This window comes from Pseudomonas sp. UF-293 (assembly GCF_058245595.1).
The window spans coordinates 1-17,789 of sequence record NZ_JBSICA010000011.1; the positions used below are offsets into that span (position 1 = coordinate 1).

Genomic DNA, 17,789 nt, shown 5'->3' on the forward strand with positions numbered 1-17,789 from the left:
ACGCAATTGGCGCTGTTCGAAGGCCGCCTTGCGGCAGCGTTAAGCCCGATTGACGAACTGCCGGATCGCTCGGCCCGACTGTATGGCGCCACCCAGGCGAAAGCGGGATTGACGGTGGTGTTTCCGCCGGCGCAGCACGGGGAATTGCGCGGGTTGCTGGAGAATATTCGCGCGGGGGTGGCGGGGGTTTCGAAGGCGAGTCTGGTCCGGACGGAGGGGATGGGGTTGTTGGTGGTGTTGGTGCAGGTGGTGAATTTGGTGGGGGCTTTGCGTGAACTGCGCAGGCAAACAGCGAATAAACGAGTTTGGCAGCCATTCGCCAATGCGATTGTCGCTACTGGGGCTGCAGGATTTACTGCTGCGCAAAGTCTTGGGGATACAGCCTTGAAAAACCGCAGTTCATTTCTGGCGACGAATCTTCAGCAGGCGGCGCTGAAAAACGTGCATGTGCAGTTGGGGAAACTGCATATTGGTTTGGGCAGTTTCACCTATGTCTCAGGTTTCCTGTCTTCGCTGCAAAGCGTGAAAAGCCATTATGCAAACTGGCAACAGGCCGTTCGCGGCGGAAGCTTTCACGCCGAGAAAAGCACTGCGTTGGCCGCGATTGGCGCGTTGGGTTCAACTGCCAATAACGGGTATGCCTTGAGCCATACCATTCACGCCGGGCACAGAGTTTTGATCGCCGAAAACGCAGCGGCAAGAGCCGCAGCCTGGGCCGCTGCTGGCACACGCCTGTCTACTGTTTTCTTTCGTTTTAACCTGGCCGGTGCGTTATTCACTGTGCTTGAACTATCGGGGGTCTGGCTGTTCAGCCGTTACAACATCAGCGCGCATGATAAATGGCTGAAAATAACGCCATGGAGCCGGGATCCGGATATGCGTGGTGATCATTCGCTCAAGGATTATCAAAATTATCTGGCTTTTTTGATTCACGCGCCCTATGTGCAACTCGGCGTGCAAGCGCATGACTCTCGACTTAAAAGCTTGCTGCTGAAAGCCAAGCCCAGCGATATCCATCTGGTCCTGCCTCGATTGACCTTGAAGGATCTGACACCCCCCTTCGGTGGGAAACCGACGCATCACTTAGCTATCGGCGCGCACCGCATTTCAGCTCCATTACACAGCCGAGGAACGCCACGAGAACAGCGGGACGTCATCAGCGACGAAATCGTAAAGAGTCTGCGCATCGTCAAGTCCATGCCGGAGGGCCTGGTGCTCTGTCTTGAGTACCCGGTAGCGCCCGACTCGGAATTCACCCCAGCAAAAGAAACACTCGAGCTGGCCATCCGCATTCAGGCTCTGGATGAGAATGGTCAATGGGTATCACGAACTCGGGTGATACATGTTGAGCCTCGCGGGAAAGGTCATTTTCCGGTGGTTTCACCTGAGCTTGTAAAAGACAAACCACCTGTACTGTTCATCGAAACACAGTTTCTGGACCCAGCCGACCATGCCGAATGACCAAGACAACGCAAGCAACCAGGCCAGGCAGGCGGGAGATATCGAACCGTTTCCAAGCGGAAAAATTACTTATCTGGCACCGTTGCCATTGCCTACCGTACAGCAACCCTTTGGACCGCAAATCGGTGAACTGAATCACGTCTTCATGGAATTCGGGATAGGACCGCCGCAAGTGTTCATGTGGCAGGTAACAGTAGGGTTGCCCTTTAGTGCAACCTTCATGATCACATGCCTTTTTCCCGCAATTGCTGGGTTTATGTTTTTTCTGGCAGGTTCGGGGTGGAATGACATATGCGGCGCCATCGAAGGAGTGTTCGATGCTTTGATTGGTACGGGCTCTTTGACCATTTTTTGTTGTTTGTGTATTAACCTGGGCGTCTGGCACCACGTCCACAAAAAACGCCTCTCCCTCATCCCAACCCGCTTCAACCGCCAACGCCGCGAAGTCTGCTTCATGCCCGAAGGCGCCACCGAACCAGTCTTCGTTCCATGGGAATCGCTCAGCGCCTGGATTATCGAAGCCAAAGGCGCCACCCAGTTTGGCATCCACCGCCAATACGGCATGGGCATCGGTTTTGATCACGGCGAAACCCTCACCAGCCTCGAATTCCAATGCGCCGGCCTGGAGCTTGCGATCAGTCATTGGGAAGCGATTCGCGGTTACATGGAGTACGAAGTCAACGACCTCAAATCGATCCAGGATTTGCAGGATCTGCAAGGCCCGGACGACCCGCCCCACGAAGGGCTGCATACTTTCCGCAATGCCCGCGCGCGGATGCACCAGCAGATTCGTGAAGGCCGCCGCTCGCGGTTGTCGGGGTTCTTTTGGTACCTGTATCACGTCATGACTTTATGGACGATTCCCAACCGTTTGGTCGAATGGGAAGTGCGCCGCCTGGAAAGAATCGGCAAGCAGGCGCTGCCGGAAGTCATACGCGCCTGGTCCGAGCCGCTGCCGAAAGAGCAATGGGCCAAGCCGAGCGAAGAGTTGTTGCGGTTGAGCGAGTTGGTGCGGCAGATGCACAAGCGCCAGCCGCATCGGCCGATTACCGAAATATTCGCCGCTGTCGGTGCAAGCAGACACACGACAAGGCAAGGGGCGTGATTTGCCAGTAAACTCCCCTCCTCTCGCCGCCCTTTGTTCCTCGCGGCCACCCTCTTGATCAAAATGCGGAGTCCACCTTGCGTTTGTTCCACACCTCCGACTGGCACCTTGGGCAAAACCTGCACGGCCAGGAGCGCGATTTCGAGCACGCGTGTTTTCTCGAATGGCTGCTGCGCCAGTTGCACTTGGCGCAGCCGGATGTGCTGCTGATCGCCGGGGATATCTTCGATACGGTCAACCCGCCAGTCAAAGCTCAGGAACGCCTCTACGATTTCATCGTCAGCGCTCACGAACAGCAGCCGCTGCTGACCATCGTCATGATCGCCGGCAACCATGATTCCGGCTCGCGGATCGAGCTGCCGGCGCCGTTGATGCGGCGTTTGCGCACTCACGCGTTGGGTCGGGTGCTGTGGCTGGATGACGGCCAACTCGATGCCGACCGGCTGCTGCTGCCGTTGCCGGATAAAACCGGTGAAATCGCCGCATGGTGTCTGGCGCTGCCGTTCTTGCGCCCGGCGGAAGTCACTGGCGCGCATCTGGGTGACAACTATCTGCGCGGCATCGGTCAGGTGCATGAATGGCTGATCGCGGCGGCGAATACCAAGCGCCAGCCCGGGCAGGCGTTGATCGCTATCAGCCACGCGCACATGGCCGGTGGTTCGGTGTCGGAGGATTCCGAGCGCAGCCTGATCATCGGCAATGCCGAAGCCCTGCCCGCCAGCCTGTTCGGCGAAAGCATCAGCTATGTCGCCCTCGGCCATTTGCACAAGCCGCAGAAGGTCAACGGCGAGGAGCGCATCCGCTACAGCGGCTCGCCGATTCCGCTGTCGTTCTCCGAAATCGGCTATCAGCATCAGATTCTCGATGTGGTCCTCGACGGTGAAACACTGGTCAGCGTCGAGCCGAAATTGATCCCGCGCTCGGTCAATCTGCAGCGCATCGGCCCGGCGCCGCTGGCCGAGATCCTGCTGCAACTGGCCGACCTGCCGAACATCGATCTGCTCGCCGAAACCCAGCGCCAGCCATGGCTCGAAGTGCGGGTGCGCCTGGATGAACCGCAGCCGGATCTGCGCCATCAAGTGGAAACCGCACTGCAAGGCAAAGCCGTGCGACTGGTGCGCATCGCCGCTGAATACGCCGGTAATCGTGGCGCCGATGGCAGCGATGACGGCAGCACGCTGATCGAACTCGACCAGCTCACCCCGCAGGAATTGTTCAGCCGCGCCTGGCTCGACAACTACGGCGGCGAGGTCGACGAGCAGACGCTCAAGGACTTCGCTGAACTGCTGCAGGACGTGCAACTGGAGGGCGAGCAGCCATGAAAATTCTCGCCATTCGTTTGAAAAACCTGGCCTCGCTGGCCGGGCCGTTCGAGATTGATTTCACCGCGGAACCGCTGGCCAGCGCCGGCCTGTTCGCAATCACCGGCCCGACCGGCGCCGGCAAAAGTACCCTGCTCGACGCTTTGTGCCTGGCACTGTTCGGCGCTGTGCCGCGCCTGAACAACACCGGCCGCGATGCCAAAGTCCCGGATGCCGACGGTGAAATCGCCACCGGCGACCCGCGCACCTTGCTGCGGCGTGGCACCGGTGAAGGCTATGCCGAGGTGGATTTTGTCGGCGTCGATGGCCGCCGCTATCGCGCGCGTTGGGAAGCCAACCGTGCCCGCGAGAAGGCTGGCGGCAAGTTGCAAGCGAGCCGGCAGAGCCTGCGCGACATCGATCAGGATCAACTGCTCGCCAGCCAGAAAGGCGAATACAAAACCCAACTGGAAGCCGCGCTGGGCCTGAACTTTGAACAGTTCACTCGCGCTGTGCTGCTGGCGCAGAGTGAGTTCAGCGCGTTCCTCAAGGCTGACGATAACGACCGCAGTGAACTGCTGGAAAAACTCACCGACACCGCGCTCTACACACGCCTCGGCCGCCGCGCCTTCGACAAGACCAAAGAAGCCCGCGAAGCACACAAGCTGTTGCAGGATCAGGCTACCGGGGTAACGCCTTTGGCGCCGGAAGCGCGCGCCGAACTCGACGAGCGTTTCAACACCGCGCAGCAACAGATGAAGGCGCAACAGGCGCAGCTCAAACAGCTTGAGCAACAACACAGTTGGCTGAAGGATTTGCGTCAGTTGCAGGACGCGCAAAAAGCCGCCAGCGAACAACTGCAAACCGCGCAACAGCAATGGCAGGCACTGGCCGGCGAGCGGGTGAAACTGACGCGTCTGGAACAGCTTGGCCCGCAACGCCATCAGTTCGCGCGCAAGGCCGAGCTTGACGCGCTGCTGACGCCACTGGCGGCGCAGATTGCCGCACACACCCAACAACACGCGGCGCTGGGCGAACGCCAGACGCAGCTGGAACAAAACCTCGACGCAGCGAAAGTCGCCCTGAGCGAAGCGCAGCAGCGGCAGAGCGAAAACGCGCCGTTGCTGCGTCAGGCGTTCGAAGAACAAAGCACCCTCGCCCGTCTGATCAAGGACACTGCCAGCAGCGCCGAAGCCCGGCAAGCGGCCGAGCAAGCGTTCAAGGATGGCCAGAGCGCGATTCAGGCCTTGCAGGAAAAACAGGCTGAAGTCGCCGCACGCTTGCAAAGCATCGCCACCGAGCTTGAGCAGAGCGCCCATCTGGCGCCCTTGAGCGATGCCTGGAGCGCCTATCGCGATCGTCTGCAACAGCTGATGCTGATCGGCAACCGCTTGAACAAAGGCCAGAGCGAACTGGCGTCCCTCGAACAGAACGCCGCGCGCAGTGCTGAGCAACTGGCCTCGCACAAGCAACAATTGGAAGTGCTGTTCAAAGAGGCTGGCGCAGAGCCCGATGCGGTGGCCGAACAGATCGGCCTGCTCGGCACCTTGCTGCAGGACAACCGCAAACAGCTGCGCGCGATCGAAGACTTGTCGCGCCTGTGGGCGACTCAGCAGGATCTCGACAAGCGCAGCGGCGAGTTGCAACAACGCCAGCTCGACGCGCAGCAGCAACGCGAACGCTTGACCCAGGACGGGGTGAAAACCAAGGCCGAACTGACCGTCGCCGAGCAGACCCTCAGCGTCACTCGTGAACTGCTTGAACGTCAGCGGCTTGCGCGCAGTGCCAGTGTCGAAGAGTTGCGCGCGCAGTTGCAGGACGATCAGCCCTGCCCGGTCTGCGGCAGCAACGAGCATCCCTATCATCAGCCCGAAGCGCTGCTGCAAAGCCTCGGCCGTCACGATGAAAGCGAACAGGCCAACGCCCAGCAAGTGGTCGATCAGCTCAAGGAAAAACTGATCGAGTTGCGCGGCGAAGTCGGTGGCGTGATCGCCCAACAGAAAGAATTGCTCCAGCAACAGGAACAACTGGCGGCGCAGCAACGAGCCCTGGCCCCGAGCCTCGACGCGCATCCGCTGGCCGCGCAACTGTTCAATCAGGACGCCGACAAACGCGACGCCTGGCTCAGCCGCCAGAACGAGCAATTGAACCAGAGCATCACTCAGGACGAACAACGGCAAAGTGCCCTGCTCACCTTGCAGCAGGACGCGGCGCGCTTGTCGCAACAATTGCGTCAGGCCGAAGTGGCTCACCAGCAAGCGACGCAACAGCTGAGCCATCAGCAGCATGAACTCAACAGTGATCGTCAGCGTCTTGAAGAAGAACTCGCCGCGTTTGGCCCGCTGCTGCCCGCCGACACGCTTGAGGCCTTGCGCCTTGAGCCGGCGGCAACGTTCATGCAGCTGGATCGGCAGATCGCCGAGCGTCTGGCCCGGCTTGAGCAGCAAAAGGAAGAGTTGAGCGAACAACAGCAACGCCAGCAGACGCTGGAGAAAGAGCAGGATCGCCAGCAGCTGCGCACTCAGCAACTGCAAAGCGCCGAGCAGCAATCCACCGCGTTGACCGAGCAACAGCAAAACTGTCAGGAAAAACTCGCGCAGTTACTTGGCGAGCACGACAGCGCCGAGCACTGGCAGCGGCAGCTAGAACACGCGGTGGAACAGGCGCGCGTCGCCGAAACCAGCACCGCTGAGGAGCTGCAAAGCGTGCGCACGCAGTTGGTGCGGATCGCAGCCGAACTCAAGTCACAGCAGGATCGCCTGCAAGCACTGGAAGCTGAAGACCAGGCACTCACCGGCAAGATCGCCGATTGGCGCGCCAGCCACTCGGAACTGGATGACAGCGGCCTGGAAGACTTGCTGCGCTTCGACGACGCGCAAGTCGCCGACCTGCGTCAGACCCTTCAGCACAACGAAAAAGCCATCGAACAGGCCCAGGTCCTGTTGCAGGAGCGCGATCAGCGTCTGCTCGATCACCAGGCCCGGCAGGACGGTAATCTTGACGCCGAACAGCTCGACAGCGCCCTCGCCGAGCTGCAAAACCAGTTTGCCGTCAGCGAACAGCAGTGCGCCGAATTGCGCGCCGAACAGGTTGAAGACCAGCGCCGACAGAACGCCAATCAGGCGCTGGCCCAACAGATCGCCGAGGCTTATGCCGAGTACCAGCGCTGGGCGCGGCTCAGTGCCTTGATTGGCTCGGCCACCGGTGACACCTTCCGCAAGATCGCCCAGGCGTACAACCTCGACCTGCTGGTGCATCACGCCAACGCGCAACTGCGCCAACTGGTCAAACGCTATCGCCTCAAACGCGGCGGCAGCATGCTCGGTCTGCTGGTGATGGACACGGAAATGGGCGACGAACTGCGTTCGGTGCATTCGTTGTCCGGCGGCGAGACGTTCCTGGTCTCGCTGGCGTTGGCACTGGGTCTGGCGTCGATGGCGTCGAGCACGCTGAAAATCGAATCGCTGTTTATCGACGAAGGTTTCGGCAGCCTTGATCCGGAATCCTTGCAACTGGCCATGGACGCGCTCGATGGCTTGCAGGCGCAGGGGCGCAAGGTGGCGGTGATTTCCCACGTGCAGGAAATGCATGAGCGGATTCCGGTGCAGATTCAGGTGCGGCGCCAAGGCAATGGTTTGAGCACGCTGGAGGTGAAATGAACACGCTGTATTCCTTCCGCCGCTGCCCTTACGCCATGCGTGCGCGAATGGCCCTGCGTTATGCGGGCGTGCCGGTAGAGATTGTCGAAGTCAGCCTCAAGAACAAGCCGGCGGAAATGCTCGTGCTCTCGCCCAAGGGCACCGTGCCGGTGCTGAATGCCGATGGCGTGGTGATCGATGAGAGTCTGCAGATCATGCGCTGGGCGTTGGCGCAGAATGATCCGGATGATTGGTTGCTGGCCGGTGATTCGTTCGCAGCGCTGTGGATGGAAAAACTGATTGAAGGTAATGATCAGATTTTCAAATCGGCTTTGAATCGCTACAAGTACGCCGAGCGCTACCCTGAGCAGCCGATGGAAGCTTATCGGGCTGAAGGTGCGTTGTTTGTGCAGAAACTGGATGAGCTGCTTGAAGGACGTGACTACTTGCTGGCCGATCATCCGAGCCTCGCCGACATCGCCCTGCTGCCCTTCGTCCGACAGTTCGCTCACGTCGATAGGGAGTGGTTCGCGCAGACGCCTTATGCTCGCTTGCAGGTGTGGTTGCAGCGTTTCCTCGAATCCGACCTGTTCACCTCGATCATGAAGAAGTAACCCGATGTAGGAGCTGCCGAAGGCTGCGATCTTCGTCAGGCCAGGGCGTTACACATGCCCAGCGCCATGCAATCCACTTCAAACGGCCCGAGAAAATCCATCGCGACCTTGACCGGTGGATTGCCGGCCATCAGCCCCAGCGTGTTGGCTCGTTCAATGTTGTGCGCGATGTTGTGGTTGGCCTCTATGGCCCGGGCCAAGCCGCCCACCGAGCCCTGGCCAAATCCCAACAGTGAAGCGCCGTTGGTCATCAGCGCGAGGCTGGCGATGACCCAGAGTCTGTAGCCTTTCATGCGCCGCCGACTCCTGCGAGTTCGGCCCTGTCGACCATCGCGCTTTGCGAGCGCAGTTCGAACTGGATGCCGGGGTGGGCGACGTCGATCGGGGCGTCGAAGCTGTGTTCCATCTGTGCGCCGATGCTGACGAACAGCACCACGGCCAGGTACAGACCGATGGCCAGGTAGGCGCCGCGTTTGGCGGAAGTGAGGATTGCGCTGGCCATGGTGTTCTCCGTGGGCAAAGGTTTCGATGGCCACAGAATCAATCAAAAAAGCCGGGGTAACCACTCAGGGTTTGCAATGGTGAACATCAGCTTCGTTGATTATTTAGCCGTTCTATTCCCTCGCTTGAAGAAACCTATAACCAAATGCCACGCACACGTGTAGGAGCTGCCGAAGGCTGCGATCTTTTGATTTTGCTTATGAAAAACAAGATCAAAAGATCGCAGCCTTCGGCAGCTCCTACAGGAGAACGGTGCGCTCAGGCTTGGGTTTTGTGATCCAGCGCGGCGTAGAAGTTGGCGCTTTGTTGCAGGTATTTCTGGGTGTAGCTCTGGGTGTGGGATTTTTTGCTGGCGATTTCAACGTTGGCACCGGCTGGCAATACCACGGTGGCAGAAATGGCGGAAGCGGCGATGACGGAGAAGAGATTGAAGTTCATGGCGGTAACCCTCGTGTTCGTTTGCTTGATTTGCCCGGTCGGGCTGTGAAACAAACGTAACGCTCGAGGGTTGCTCGCTTGAAATCTTTTGTAGCATTAGCCGTTATCAGTGCAATTAATACAAGGATGCAGGCCCCGTAGACCGGGGCCTGTGGCTTATTGTCGCACCAGGAATTTCAGATCACTTGGCGCGTCCATCGGCAGTTTTTGCACGGTTTTGCCGAGCAGACCGGTCTTGGCGTCGCGCTCGACGACGACAATCTGGTTGCTCTTCTGGTTGGCGATCAAGACGAATTTACCGCTCGGATCAAGGGCAAACTCGCGCGGGTGATCACCTTCGACCGAGCGTTTTTGCAGCTCTTTGAGCTGACCGGTCGCCGGATCAATGCCGAACACTACGAGTTGATTGGCCGTGCCGCGATTGCTCACGTAAAGAAACTTGCCGTCAGCCGAGGCATGCAGCGCCGCGCCCGCCTTGTCCGAAGTTGGCTGGCCCGCTGCCAGATCGACCAGTTGCGTCTGCGTCAGCACGCCGTCGTTGTAGTCGAACACCGCAACCTGTGCGCTCATTTCCATGGTCAGCCAGGCGTGTTTGCCGTCGGCGCTGAACAGCAGATGACGCGGGCCACTGCCGGCCGGCAGCGCTACCGAGGCGGTTTTCGCCGGGGTTAGCGGCAAGTGCGGGTTGGCTTTCGGGTCGTATTGATAGATGAACACCTTGTCCGCGCCCAAGTCATTGGAGAACACGTAACGACCGTCCGGCGAGGAAACCGTCGAGTGCACGTGATTCGAGGCCTGGCGCTCAGGATTGACCCGACTGGCCGGGTGCCCGCTCATCTGCACTACCGGTTTAAGTTGGCCGTCGGCATCGACCGGCAACACTGCCAGGGTGCCGCCCGGATCTTCCATCACCGAGTAGTTGCTGACGAACAGGTGTTTGGCATCCGCGCTGAGGCTGGAATGGGTCGGCTCGTTGCCCAGGCTCTGCACTTGATTGATCAGGCTCAGCGCGTGAGTCTTCGGATCGATGGCGAAGCTGCTGACGCGGCCGACAGGGTCAGTCTGGCCCGGGCCGTTTTCGTTGACCACGAACAAGCGCTTCTGGTCTTTCGAGAGGGTCAGCCATGATGGATTTTCGGTCTTGACCACTTGCAGCGGCTTGGCGTCGATCTGGCCGGTGGCGCTGTCGAACTGCATGCGGTAGATGCCCTGGCTGGAACCGGCGGTGTACGAGCCGACCAGCAACTGCAAGGTGTCGGCAGAGGCGCTGGAAAGCCCCATCGCGCCGACGCTGCCGGCCATCAGCAATGGCCAGAAGTTACGCATTTTCATTATTGTCATCCTCATCGTCGCTGCTGCTGACTACGTCGCCGAGGCACACCAGACGATGTTCGCCCGTGGTCTTGGTGTCGCTGGCGTAACCGGTGATCAGCCAGCTCTGCAGCGTCTCATCGAACGTCGCTTGCGCAACCTGCACCGGGGTGAATTCCCAGTGCTTCGCTGTGCGGCCATCGATGCATTCGATGTGCAGGTTATCGTCCTCGTCGAGGGCGAATTCGAAGGCGTGCAGGCCATCGATTTCGACCATACCGCAGTGTTCGAGGGCGTTGAGAAGGGTTTGGGCAGTCATGGCAAACAGTCTTTCTAGGGGGGAAAGGGCCAATGATAGCCCAATGTGATCCAGAGGCCCCTGCTGGAACCTCTGTGGCAGCGAGCCTGCTCGCGAAGGCGGTGTGCCAGTTAACAAATAACTGGCAGATAGTCCGCTTTCGCGAGAAGGCTCGCTCCCACAGAGGATTTCCGGTTGGCTTTAGATCGCCTCACGCGATGGCTTGCCATCCACCAAACGCTGAATCCGCAGCGGGTTGGCGTTTTTCAGTGGCTCGGGCAGCAAGCTGTCCGGGTAGTTCTGGAAGCACACCGGGCGCAGGAAGCGATCGATCGCCAGCGTGCCCACTGACGTGCCGCGCGCATCGGACGTCGCCGGGTATGGCCCGCCGTGCACCATCGAATCGCACACTTCGACACCGGTCGGATAACCGTTGAGCAGGATGCGCCCGACCTTCTGTTCCAGCAGCGGCGTCAGTTCGGCGAATTGCTCGAAATCAGACGGCTCACCGATGATCGTCGCGGTCAGTTGACCGTGCAGGCCATGCAGCGCCGCGCTGAGTTGTGCCTGATCGGCCACTTCCACGATCACCGTGGTCGGGCCGAACACTTCTTCCTGCAGCACTTCGTCACCGTTGATCAACAGGCTGACATCAGCCTTGAACAACTGCGGCTGCGCCTGATTGCCCTGCTGCGGATTACCGGCCAGATGCTCGATGCCGCTGTGCGCGAGGAGTTTTTCCAGGCCTTTGCCATAGCTGCCGAGGGTGCCGGCGTTGAGCATGGTTTGCGCCGGTTGATCACCGATTGCAGCGGCGACTTGTTGGACAAACGCACTGAACTGCGGTGAGCGAATACCGATGACCAGACCCGGATTGGTGCAGAACTGACCGCAACCCTGCACCACCGAAGCGGTGAGGTCACGCGCGACGGTTTCCGAACGCGTAGCGAGCGCCTGAGGCAGGACGATCACCGGGTTGATGCTCGACATCTCGGCGAACACCGGGATCGGTTGCGGACGTGCGGCAGCCATGTCGCACAAGGCGCGACCGCCCTTCAGCGAGCCAGTGAAGCCAACCGCCTGAATCGCCGGATGCTTGACCAGCCATTCGCCGACGCCGCCACCGTAGATCATGTTGAACACGCCGGCGGGCATGGCGGTTTTTTCTGCGGCACGAATGATCGCGTCGGCGACCAGTTCAGCGGTAGCCATGTGGCCGCTGTGCGCCTTGAACACCACCGGGCAACCAGCGGCCAGTGCTGCTGCGGTATCGCCACCGGCAGTGGAGAACGCCAGCGGGAAGTTGCTCGCGCCAAACACGGCGACCGGGCCGAGGCCGATGCGGTATTGGCGCAGATCCGGACGTGGCAGCGGCTGGCGATCCGGCAGCGCCAGATCGATGCGCGCGCCGTAGAAATCACCGCGACGCAAGACTTTGGCGAACAGACGCATCTGCCCGCTGGTGCGACCGCGCTCACCCTGAATACGACCGGCCGGCAGCGCGGTTTCGCGGCAGACCACGGCAACGAAATCATCGCCTAGCGCATCCAGCTCATCGGCGACCGCGTCAAGGAACTGCGCGCGACGTTCGGCGCTGAGGCTGCGATACGTTGGGTAAGCCGCAGCGGCGGCTTTGGCGGCGGCGTCGACTTCTTCGGCCGTGGCCTGAATGAAATCGTGCGGCAGGGCCTCGCCAGTGCTGGCGTCGACCGAGTGCAGTTTGACGCTGCCGGCGGCGCTGCGCTGACCGCCGATGTAGTTGTGACCGAGAATCTGAGTCATGGGATCTCCTTAAAGGGTGCCGATGCTGTCCGGTTCAAAAGCCGCTTTGACCGGTGCGATACCGTTGACCAGCGCAGCGCCGAAGTCGGCCTGGCTGATCTCGAACGTGTCGCCTGGCTGGGTGCGGATGCCGTCGGCAAACGACAGGGTCGCAGTGCCGAAAAAGTGAATGTGCACGTCGCCCGGGCGCAGGAACTGACTATATTTGAAGTGGTGGTATTCGAGGTTCGCCAGGCTGTGGCACATGTTGGCCTCGCCGCTGAGAAACTCGTTCTGCCAGAGCACTTCGCCGTCACGCAGGATTCGGCTGGTGCCGGCAAGGTGTTGAGGCAATTCACCGGTACGAAGTTCCGGGCCATAACTGCAACTGCGCAATTTAGAGTGCGCGAGGTAGAGGTAATTCTTGCGCTCCATGACGTGGTCGGAGAACTCGTTGCCCACCGCGAAACCGAGGCGATACGGCTTGCCGTCGTTGCCGATGACATACAGGCCGGCCATCTCCGGCTCTTCGCCAGCGTCTTCGGCGAACGGCGGCAGCGGGAACGGCTGCCCCGGACGCACGACAATGCTGCCGTCGCCCTTGTAGAACCATTCCGGTTGCACGCCGGCCTGCCCCGCCGCTGGTTTGCCGCCCTCCACGCCCCATTTGAAAATGCGCATGGTGTCGGTCATTGCCGCTTCATCGCCGGCCTGCTGGTGCATCTTGTCCCGGGCCGAGGCACTGCCCAGATGGGTCAGGCCGGTACCGCTGACCAGCATATGGGCCGGGTCCGGGTGATCGAGTGGCGGCAGGATGCGCAGGTCTTTGAGCAACTGCGCGTAGTCGTGGCTGGCACCGAGGCCGAGGCTTTGCACTTGCTGCTCAAGGGAGCTGCCGGCTTCGATCGCGGCCAGGGCCAGATCACGGACACTGCGGGCGTCCTCGACTTCGCGGACCTGACCGTTGTCGACCACGCCGACACGGCGCTCGCCGTTGGGTAATTCGAATTGAACCAGATGCATGATTTTCTCCTGTTCCATCAAAAACGCCGCTATCCCTGTGGGAGCGAGCCTGCTCGCGAAAGCGGTGTATCAGTCACCAACAGTGTTGAATGTGATGGCCTCTTCGCGAGCAGGCTCGCTCCCACAGGGGCCAGTGTTGTCAGTCAGGTGCGGGTCGCGCCACGGGCGCTGGCGGCGAACTGGTCGACGGGCAACATGTGTTTGCGTTCCAGCACGCGATAAACGATGCCGGTCAGAATCAGCCCGAACACCATCACGCCCGAGAGGAAATACAGCCCCGAAGCCAGGTTGCCGGTGTACTCCTTCAATGCGCCGATCACGAACGGCCCGATGTAACCGCCGAGGTTGCCCACCGAGTTGATCAAGGCAATTCCCGCTGCGGCACTCGCGCCGGCAAAGAAGCGCCCTGGCAAAGTCCAGAACACCGCAGTGCACGAGAACAAGGCAAACGCCACCAGACACAGCGCCGCCAGTTGCGCTACCGGCATCGACAGCCAGGCACTGAGGAACAGGCCCAGCGCACCGAGCACATAGAGCACCGCCAAGTGGCCGTAGCGATCATTCAAACGATCGGAGCTGCGCGGAATGATCAGCAGGCCGATGATCCCGAAAATGTACGGCACCGAAGAAACGAACCCGGTAACCAGGTCGCTGCCGCCAAACTGTTTGATCAACGTCGGCAGCCACAGGCCGAGGCCATAAATGCTCAGGGTCACTGGCAGATAGAACAGCGCCAGCAGCAACACGCGTTTGTCTTTCAGTGCATGCAATGGGTTGCCGTGACGGGTCTGACCGTATTCCTGCAAGTCCTTTTTCAGCTCGCCGGTCAGCCAGTCTTTTTCCGCCTGATCCATCCACTTTACTTGCTGCGGGCCGTCCGGCAGCCAGCGCAGGACCGGCCATGTCAGCAGGATCGCCGGGGTGCCGATGACGATGAACAGCCACTGCCAGCCGTGCAGACCAAGGATGCCGTCCATGCCCAGCAAACCGCCGGACACGGGACCGGTGATCATCATTGCGATCGGTTGCGACAGGATGAACAGGCCAAGGATCTTGCCGCGATGGCGCACCGGGAACCACTGGGTGATGTAGTACAGCACGCCGGGGAAGAAGCCCGCCTCGGCCGCGCCGAGCAGAAAGCGCATCACATAGAAGCTGTGCGGCCCTTGCACGAAGGCCATGCCGATGGTGATCGCGCCCCAGGTGATCATGATCCGCGCGAACCAGCGCCGCGCGCCGAAGCGTTCGAGCATCAGGTTGCTGGGAATCTCGAGAAGAAAATAGCCGATGAAAAACAGCCCGGCACCGAGGCCGTAGGCGGCATCGCCGATACCGATGTCGGCGCCCATGTGCAGCTTGGCGAAGCCGACGGCGGAGCGATCCACATAGGCGATCAGGTACAGCAGGATGAGGAAGGGAATCAGTTTCAGTGTGATGCGCCGGACAAGCCGCAATTCCTGGCTCATGAGATCGGTCTCCGATTGTTGTTTTTATAGAACCTCGGGGGACGCCTCTCGCCAAAACAGCCAGGGCCATCCCTCCGTCGAAAACGACTATATAGTAATACTAATTACCCAACAACACTTCCAAAGCGCGGATTTTGAGCTTAGATTAAGCATCAGCTCGCAAACAATAGTCTTACAATAAGAGAATCGATCATGTCTGATAAGAAACCCACCCTGCGCTCCGCCCAATGGTTTGGCACGGCCGACAAGAACGGCTTCATGTACCGCAGCTGGATGAAGAATCAGGGCATCGCCGACCACCAGTTCCACGGCAAGCCGATCATCGGCATCTGTAACACCTGGTCGGAACTGACTCCGTGCAACGCGCACTTCCGCCAGATCGCGGAGCACGTCAAACGCGGGGTGATCGAGGCCGGTGGTTTTCCGGTGGAATTCCCGGTGTTCTCCAACGGCGAATCGAACCTGCGCCCGACCGCCATGCTCACCCGCAACCTCGCGAGCATGGACGTTGAAGAAGCGATTCGCGGTAACCCGATCGACGGCGTAGTGCTGCTCACCGGTTGCGACAAAACCACTCCGGCACTGTTGATGGGCGCGGCCAGTTGCGACGTGCCGGCCATCGTCGTCACCGGCGGGCCAATGCTCAACGGCAAGCACAAGGGCAAGGACATCGGCTCGGGCACCGTGGTCTGGCAGCTCAGCGAACAGGTCAAGGCCGGCACCATCACCATCGATGACTTCCTCGCAGCCGAGGGCGGCATGTCGCGTTCGGCGGGCACCTGCAACACCATGGGCACCGCGTCGACCATGGCGTGCATGGCTGAAGCGCTGGGCACTTCGCTGCCGCACAACGCCGCGATTCCGGCCGTCGATGCGCGCCGTTATGTGCTGGCGCACATGTCCGGCATGCGTGCGGTGGAGATGGTGCGTGAAGACCTGAAACTGTCGAAGATCCTGACCAAGGAAGCCTTCGAAAACGCCATCCGTGTCAACGCCGCCATCGGTGGTTCGACCAATGCCGTGATCCACTTGAAAGCCATCGCCGGGCGCATCGGCGTCGAGCTCGATCTGGACGACTGGACCCGCATCGGTCGCGGCATGCCGACCATCGTCGACCTGCAACCGTCCGGGCGTTTCCTGATGGAAGAGTTCTACTACGCCGGTGGTTTGCCAGCGGTACTGCGCCGCCTCGGTGAGGCCAATCTGATCCCCAACCCGAACGCACTGACCGTCAATGGCAAGTCCATCGGCGAGAACACCAAGGACGCGCCGATCTACGGCGAAGACCAAGTGATCCGCACCCTCGACAATCCGATTCGCGCCGACGGCGGCATCTGCGTGTTGCGCGGCAATCTGGCGCCGCTGGGTGCGGTACTCAAGCCCTCCGCCGCCACTGCTGAACTGATGCAGCATCGCGGCCGCGCCGTGGTGTTCGAGAACTTCGACATGTACAAGGCGCGGATCAACGATCCGGAGCTGGACGTCGATAAGGATTCGATTCTGGTGATGAAGAACTGCGGGCCGAAGGGTTATCCGGGCATGGCCGAAGTCGGCAACATGGGCTTGCCGGCCAAGCTGTTGGCAGAAGGCGTGACCGACATGGTGCGTATTTCTGACGCACGCATGAGCGGCACCGCGTATGGCACGGTGGTTCTGCACGTCGCCCCGGAAGCGGCAGCGGGCGGACCATTGGCGGCGGTGCAGGAAGGCGACTGGATCGAACTCGATTGCGCCAGCGGCCGTCTGCATCTGGACATTCCCGACGCTGAACTGGCCGCGCGCATGGCCGATCTGCAAGCACCGCAGCAATTGCTGGTGGGCGGTTATCGTCAGCTGTACATCGACCACGTGCTGCAGGCGGATCAGGGTTGCGACTTTGACTTCCTCGTCGGTTGCCGAGGGGCCGAGGTTCCGCGTCACTCTCACTAACAGCGCAATTCCCCTGTGGGAGCGAGCCTGGTCGCGAAGAGGGAGTGTCAGTCGACATCTATTTGACTGATATGCCGCCTTCGCGAGCAGGCTCGCTCCCACAGTTGCTTTTGCGTATCGCCTCAAATCTGTGCCGTGCCTGCTATGATGCGCGGCATCTCCATCGCTCAGGATCGCGCCACTCCCCATGGATTACCGCAAACCTTCCGACCGTAAAAGCATGCACTCGCGCATCGTCCAGGAACTGGGCATGCAGATCGTCTCCGGACGCTTTTTGCCCGACGACAAACTGCCCGCCGAAGCCCTGCTGTGCGAGGAGTACGCGGTCAGTCGGCCGGTGTTGCGCGAAGCGACTCGAGTGCTGGTGGCCAAGGGGCTGGTGTATTCCAAACCGCGCGTGGGCACAGTCGTCAAGGCGCGCCGCGAATGGCACATGCTCGACCCGGACGTGCTGCACTGGCTGATGCAAAGCAGCCCGCAGAATGAATTTTTCAACGTCCTGACCAGTGTGCGCAGCATCATCGAACCGGCCGCCGCCGCCCTTGCCGCTCAGCATGCAACCGACGCCGACATCGCCGCGATCAACGAAGCCTACCAACGCATGGAAGCCGCGCCGACTCCGGAAGCGCTGTTGCAGCCGGACCTGGACTTCCACAGCCGCATCGCCGATGCCACGCACAATGACCTGCTGGCGAACCTGTGCAACATGTTGGCGGTAGCGATCGCCGAGGCGTTGAAGCATTCCAATCAACGGCCGAATCTGCATGAACTGGCGTTGCCCAGGCATAAGGCGATTCTGACGGCGATTGAAAATCGGGATGCCTTGGGGGCCCGGCATGCGACGCTGGTGCAGCTGGATGATGCGCGCAGTGCGTTGAGTGTGGTGCTGGGTGCTGAGCTCACTTAGAGCAAAGTCAAAAGATCGCAGCCTTCGGCAGCTCCT

Annotated in this window: 14 protein-coding genes and 1 pseudogene; 7 read left to right on the forward strand and 8 right to left on the reverse strand. The window is 60.5% G+C overall.

The genetic code is table 11. The features are described from left to right. From AC4IHP_RS14075 to AC4IHP_RS14095, 5 genes and pseudogenes are all read left to right on the forward strand, one after another. Positions 1-1,461: pseudogene (locus AC4IHP_RS14075) on the forward strand (toxin VasX); the annotation flags it as partial. Further along, on the forward strand, positions 1,451-2,566 hold the full coding sequence (locus AC4IHP_RS14080; RefSeq protein WP_490831952.1) for a hypothetical protein: 1,116 nt from the start codon (positions 1,451-1,453) through the stop codon (positions 2,564-2,566). The pseudogene AC4IHP_RS14075 and the gene AC4IHP_RS14080, both read left to right, overlap by 11 nt. Positions 2,567-2,643: 77 nt before the next feature. Beyond that, complete coding sequence (locus tag AC4IHP_RS14085; protein ID WP_490831953.1) at positions 2,644-3,888, forward strand: exonuclease SbcCD subunit D C-terminal domain-containing protein; 1,245 nt, start codon at positions 2,644-2,646, stop codon at positions 3,886-3,888. Continuing rightward, positions 3,885-7,526, forward strand: coding sequence for an AAA family ATPase (locus AC4IHP_RS14090; RefSeq protein ID WP_490831954.1), 3,642 nt, complete (start codon positions 3,885-3,887; stop codon positions 7,524-7,526). Before AC4IHP_RS14085 ends, AC4IHP_RS14090 begins: the two co-directional genes overlap by 4 nt. Continuing rightward, a complete protein-coding gene (locus AC4IHP_RS14095; protein ID WP_490831955.1) occupies positions 7,523-8,119 on the forward strand; it encodes a glutathione S-transferase in 597 nt (198 codons plus the stop codon). Before AC4IHP_RS14090 ends, AC4IHP_RS14095 begins: the two co-directional genes overlap by 4 nt. 35 nt (positions 8,120-8,154) lie before the next feature. On the opposite strand, the gene AC4IHP_RS14100 is transcribed toward AC4IHP_RS14095, so the two are convergent. From AC4IHP_RS14100 to AC4IHP_RS14135, 8 genes are all read right to left on the reverse strand, one after another. Further along, on the reverse strand, positions 8,155-8,412 hold the full coding sequence (locus AC4IHP_RS14100; RefSeq protein ID WP_490831956.1) for a hypothetical protein: 258 nt from the start codon (positions 8,410-8,412) through the stop codon (positions 8,155-8,157). Next, positions 8,409-8,621 (reverse strand): hypothetical protein, encoded by a 213-nt coding sequence (locus AC4IHP_RS14105; RefSeq protein ID WP_039763920.1) that lies wholly within the window; start codon positions 8,619-8,621, stop codon positions 8,409-8,411. Before AC4IHP_RS14105 ends, AC4IHP_RS14100 begins: the two co-directional genes overlap by 4 nt. A gap of 257 nt (positions 8,622-8,878) precedes the next feature. After that, the gene (locus tag AC4IHP_RS14110) at positions 8,879-9,058 is read right to left on the reverse strand and encodes a hypothetical protein (protein ID WP_016775003.1); all 180 of its coding nucleotides are present in this window, start codon (positions 9,056-9,058) and stop codon (positions 8,879-8,881) included. A gap of 156 nt (positions 9,059-9,214) precedes the next feature. After that, entirely contained in the window at positions 9,215-10,390 is a 1,176-nt protein-coding gene (locus AC4IHP_RS14115) for a lactonase family protein (protein WP_400555191.1), read from the reverse strand. Continuing rightward, positions 10,377-10,688 carry a DUF5629 family protein gene (locus tag AC4IHP_RS14120; protein WP_490831957.1) on the reverse strand — a complete coding sequence of 104 codons (312 nt, stop codon included), beginning with the start codon at positions 10,686-10,688 and terminating at the stop codon, positions 10,377-10,379. The genes AC4IHP_RS14115 and AC4IHP_RS14120 overlap by 14 nt, the downstream gene beginning before the upstream one ends. 180 nt (positions 10,689-10,868) lie before the next feature. Beyond that, complete coding sequence (locus tag AC4IHP_RS14125; protein WP_460119665.1) at positions 10,869-12,449, reverse strand: aldehyde dehydrogenase (NADP(+)); 1,581 nt, start codon at positions 12,447-12,449, stop codon at positions 10,869-10,871. A gap of 9 nt (positions 12,450-12,458) precedes the next feature. Beyond that, positions 12,459-13,451, reverse strand: a complete 993-nt coding sequence (gene araD1, locus AC4IHP_RS14130) for an AraD1 family protein (RefSeq protein WP_130911255.1) — start codon at positions 13,449-13,451, stop codon at positions 12,459-12,461. Positions 13,452-13,594: 143 nt separating this feature from the next. Then, complete coding sequence (locus AC4IHP_RS14135; RefSeq protein ID WP_490831958.1) at positions 13,595-14,917, reverse strand: MFS transporter; 1,323 nt, start codon at positions 14,915-14,917, stop codon at positions 13,595-13,597. Positions 14,918-15,109: 192 nt separating this feature from the next. On the opposite strand from AC4IHP_RS14135, the gene AC4IHP_RS14140 reads away from it, so the two are divergent. Both AC4IHP_RS14140 and AC4IHP_RS14145 read left to right on the forward strand, forming a co-directional pair. Next, positions 15,110-16,846: an IlvD/Edd family dehydratase gene (locus tag AC4IHP_RS14140; protein WP_415762240.1), complete on the forward strand. Its 1,737-nt coding sequence runs from the start codon at positions 15,110-15,112 to the stop codon at positions 16,844-16,846. 187 nt (positions 16,847-17,033) lie between these two features. After that, positions 17,034-17,753: a FadR/GntR family transcriptional regulator gene (locus tag AC4IHP_RS14145; protein WP_016775009.1), complete on the forward strand. Its 720-nt coding sequence runs from the start codon at positions 17,034-17,036 to the stop codon at positions 17,751-17,753. Positions 17,754-17,789: the final 36 nt, after the last annotated feature.

What these genes read in the sequence shown, in the direction of transcription:
- AC4IHP_RS14080 (WP_490831952.1), top strand. Translation starts at nt 1,451, where the DNA reads ATGCCGAATGACCAAGACAACGCAAGCAACCAGGCCAGGCAGGCGGGA.
- AC4IHP_RS14090 (WP_490831954.1), top strand. Translation starts at nt 3,885, where the DNA reads ATGAAAATTCTCGCCATTCGTTTGAAAAACCTGGCCTCGCTGGCCGGG.
- AC4IHP_RS14095 (WP_490831955.1), top strand. Translation starts at nt 7,523, where the DNA reads ATGAACACGCTGTATTCCTTCCGCCGCTGCCCTTACGCCATGCGTGCG.
- AC4IHP_RS14100 (WP_490831956.1), bottom strand. Translation starts at nt 8,412, where the DNA reads ATGAAAGGCTACAGACTCTGGGTCATCGCCAGCCTCGCGCTGATGACC.
- AC4IHP_RS14105 (WP_039763920.1), bottom strand. Translation starts at nt 8,621, where the DNA reads ATGGCCAGCGCAATCCTCACTTCCGCCAAACGCGGCGCCTACCTGGCC.
- AC4IHP_RS14110 (WP_016775003.1), bottom strand. Translation starts at nt 9,058, where the DNA reads ATGAACTTCAATCTCTTCTCCGTCATCGCCGCTTCCGCCATTTCTGCC.
- AC4IHP_RS14115 (WP_400555191.1), bottom strand. Translation starts at nt 10,390, where the DNA reads ATGAAAATGCGTAACTTCTGGCCATTGCTGATGGCCGGCAGCGTCGGC.
- AC4IHP_RS14120 (WP_490831957.1), bottom strand. Translation starts at nt 10,688, where the DNA reads ATGACTGCCCAAACCCTTCTCAACGCCCTCGAACACTGCGGTATGGTC.
- AC4IHP_RS14125 (WP_460119665.1), bottom strand. Translation starts at nt 12,449, where the DNA reads ATGACTCAGATTCTCGGTCACAACTACATCGGCGGTCAGCGCAGCGCC.
- araD1 (WP_130911255.1), bottom strand. Translation starts at nt 13,451, where the DNA reads ATGCATCTGGTTCAATTCGAATTACCCAACGGCGAGCGCCGTGTCGGC.
- AC4IHP_RS14135 (WP_490831958.1), bottom strand. Translation starts at nt 14,917, where the DNA reads ATGAGCCAGGAATTGCGGCTTGTCCGGCGCATCACACTGAAACTGATT.
- AC4IHP_RS14140 (WP_415762240.1), top strand. Translation starts at nt 15,110, where the DNA reads ATGTCTGATAAGAAACCCACCCTGCGCTCCGCCCAATGGTTTGGCACG.
- AC4IHP_RS14145 (WP_016775009.1), top strand. Translation starts at nt 17,034, where the DNA reads ATGGATTACCGCAAACCTTCCGACCGTAAAAGCATGCACTCGCGCATC.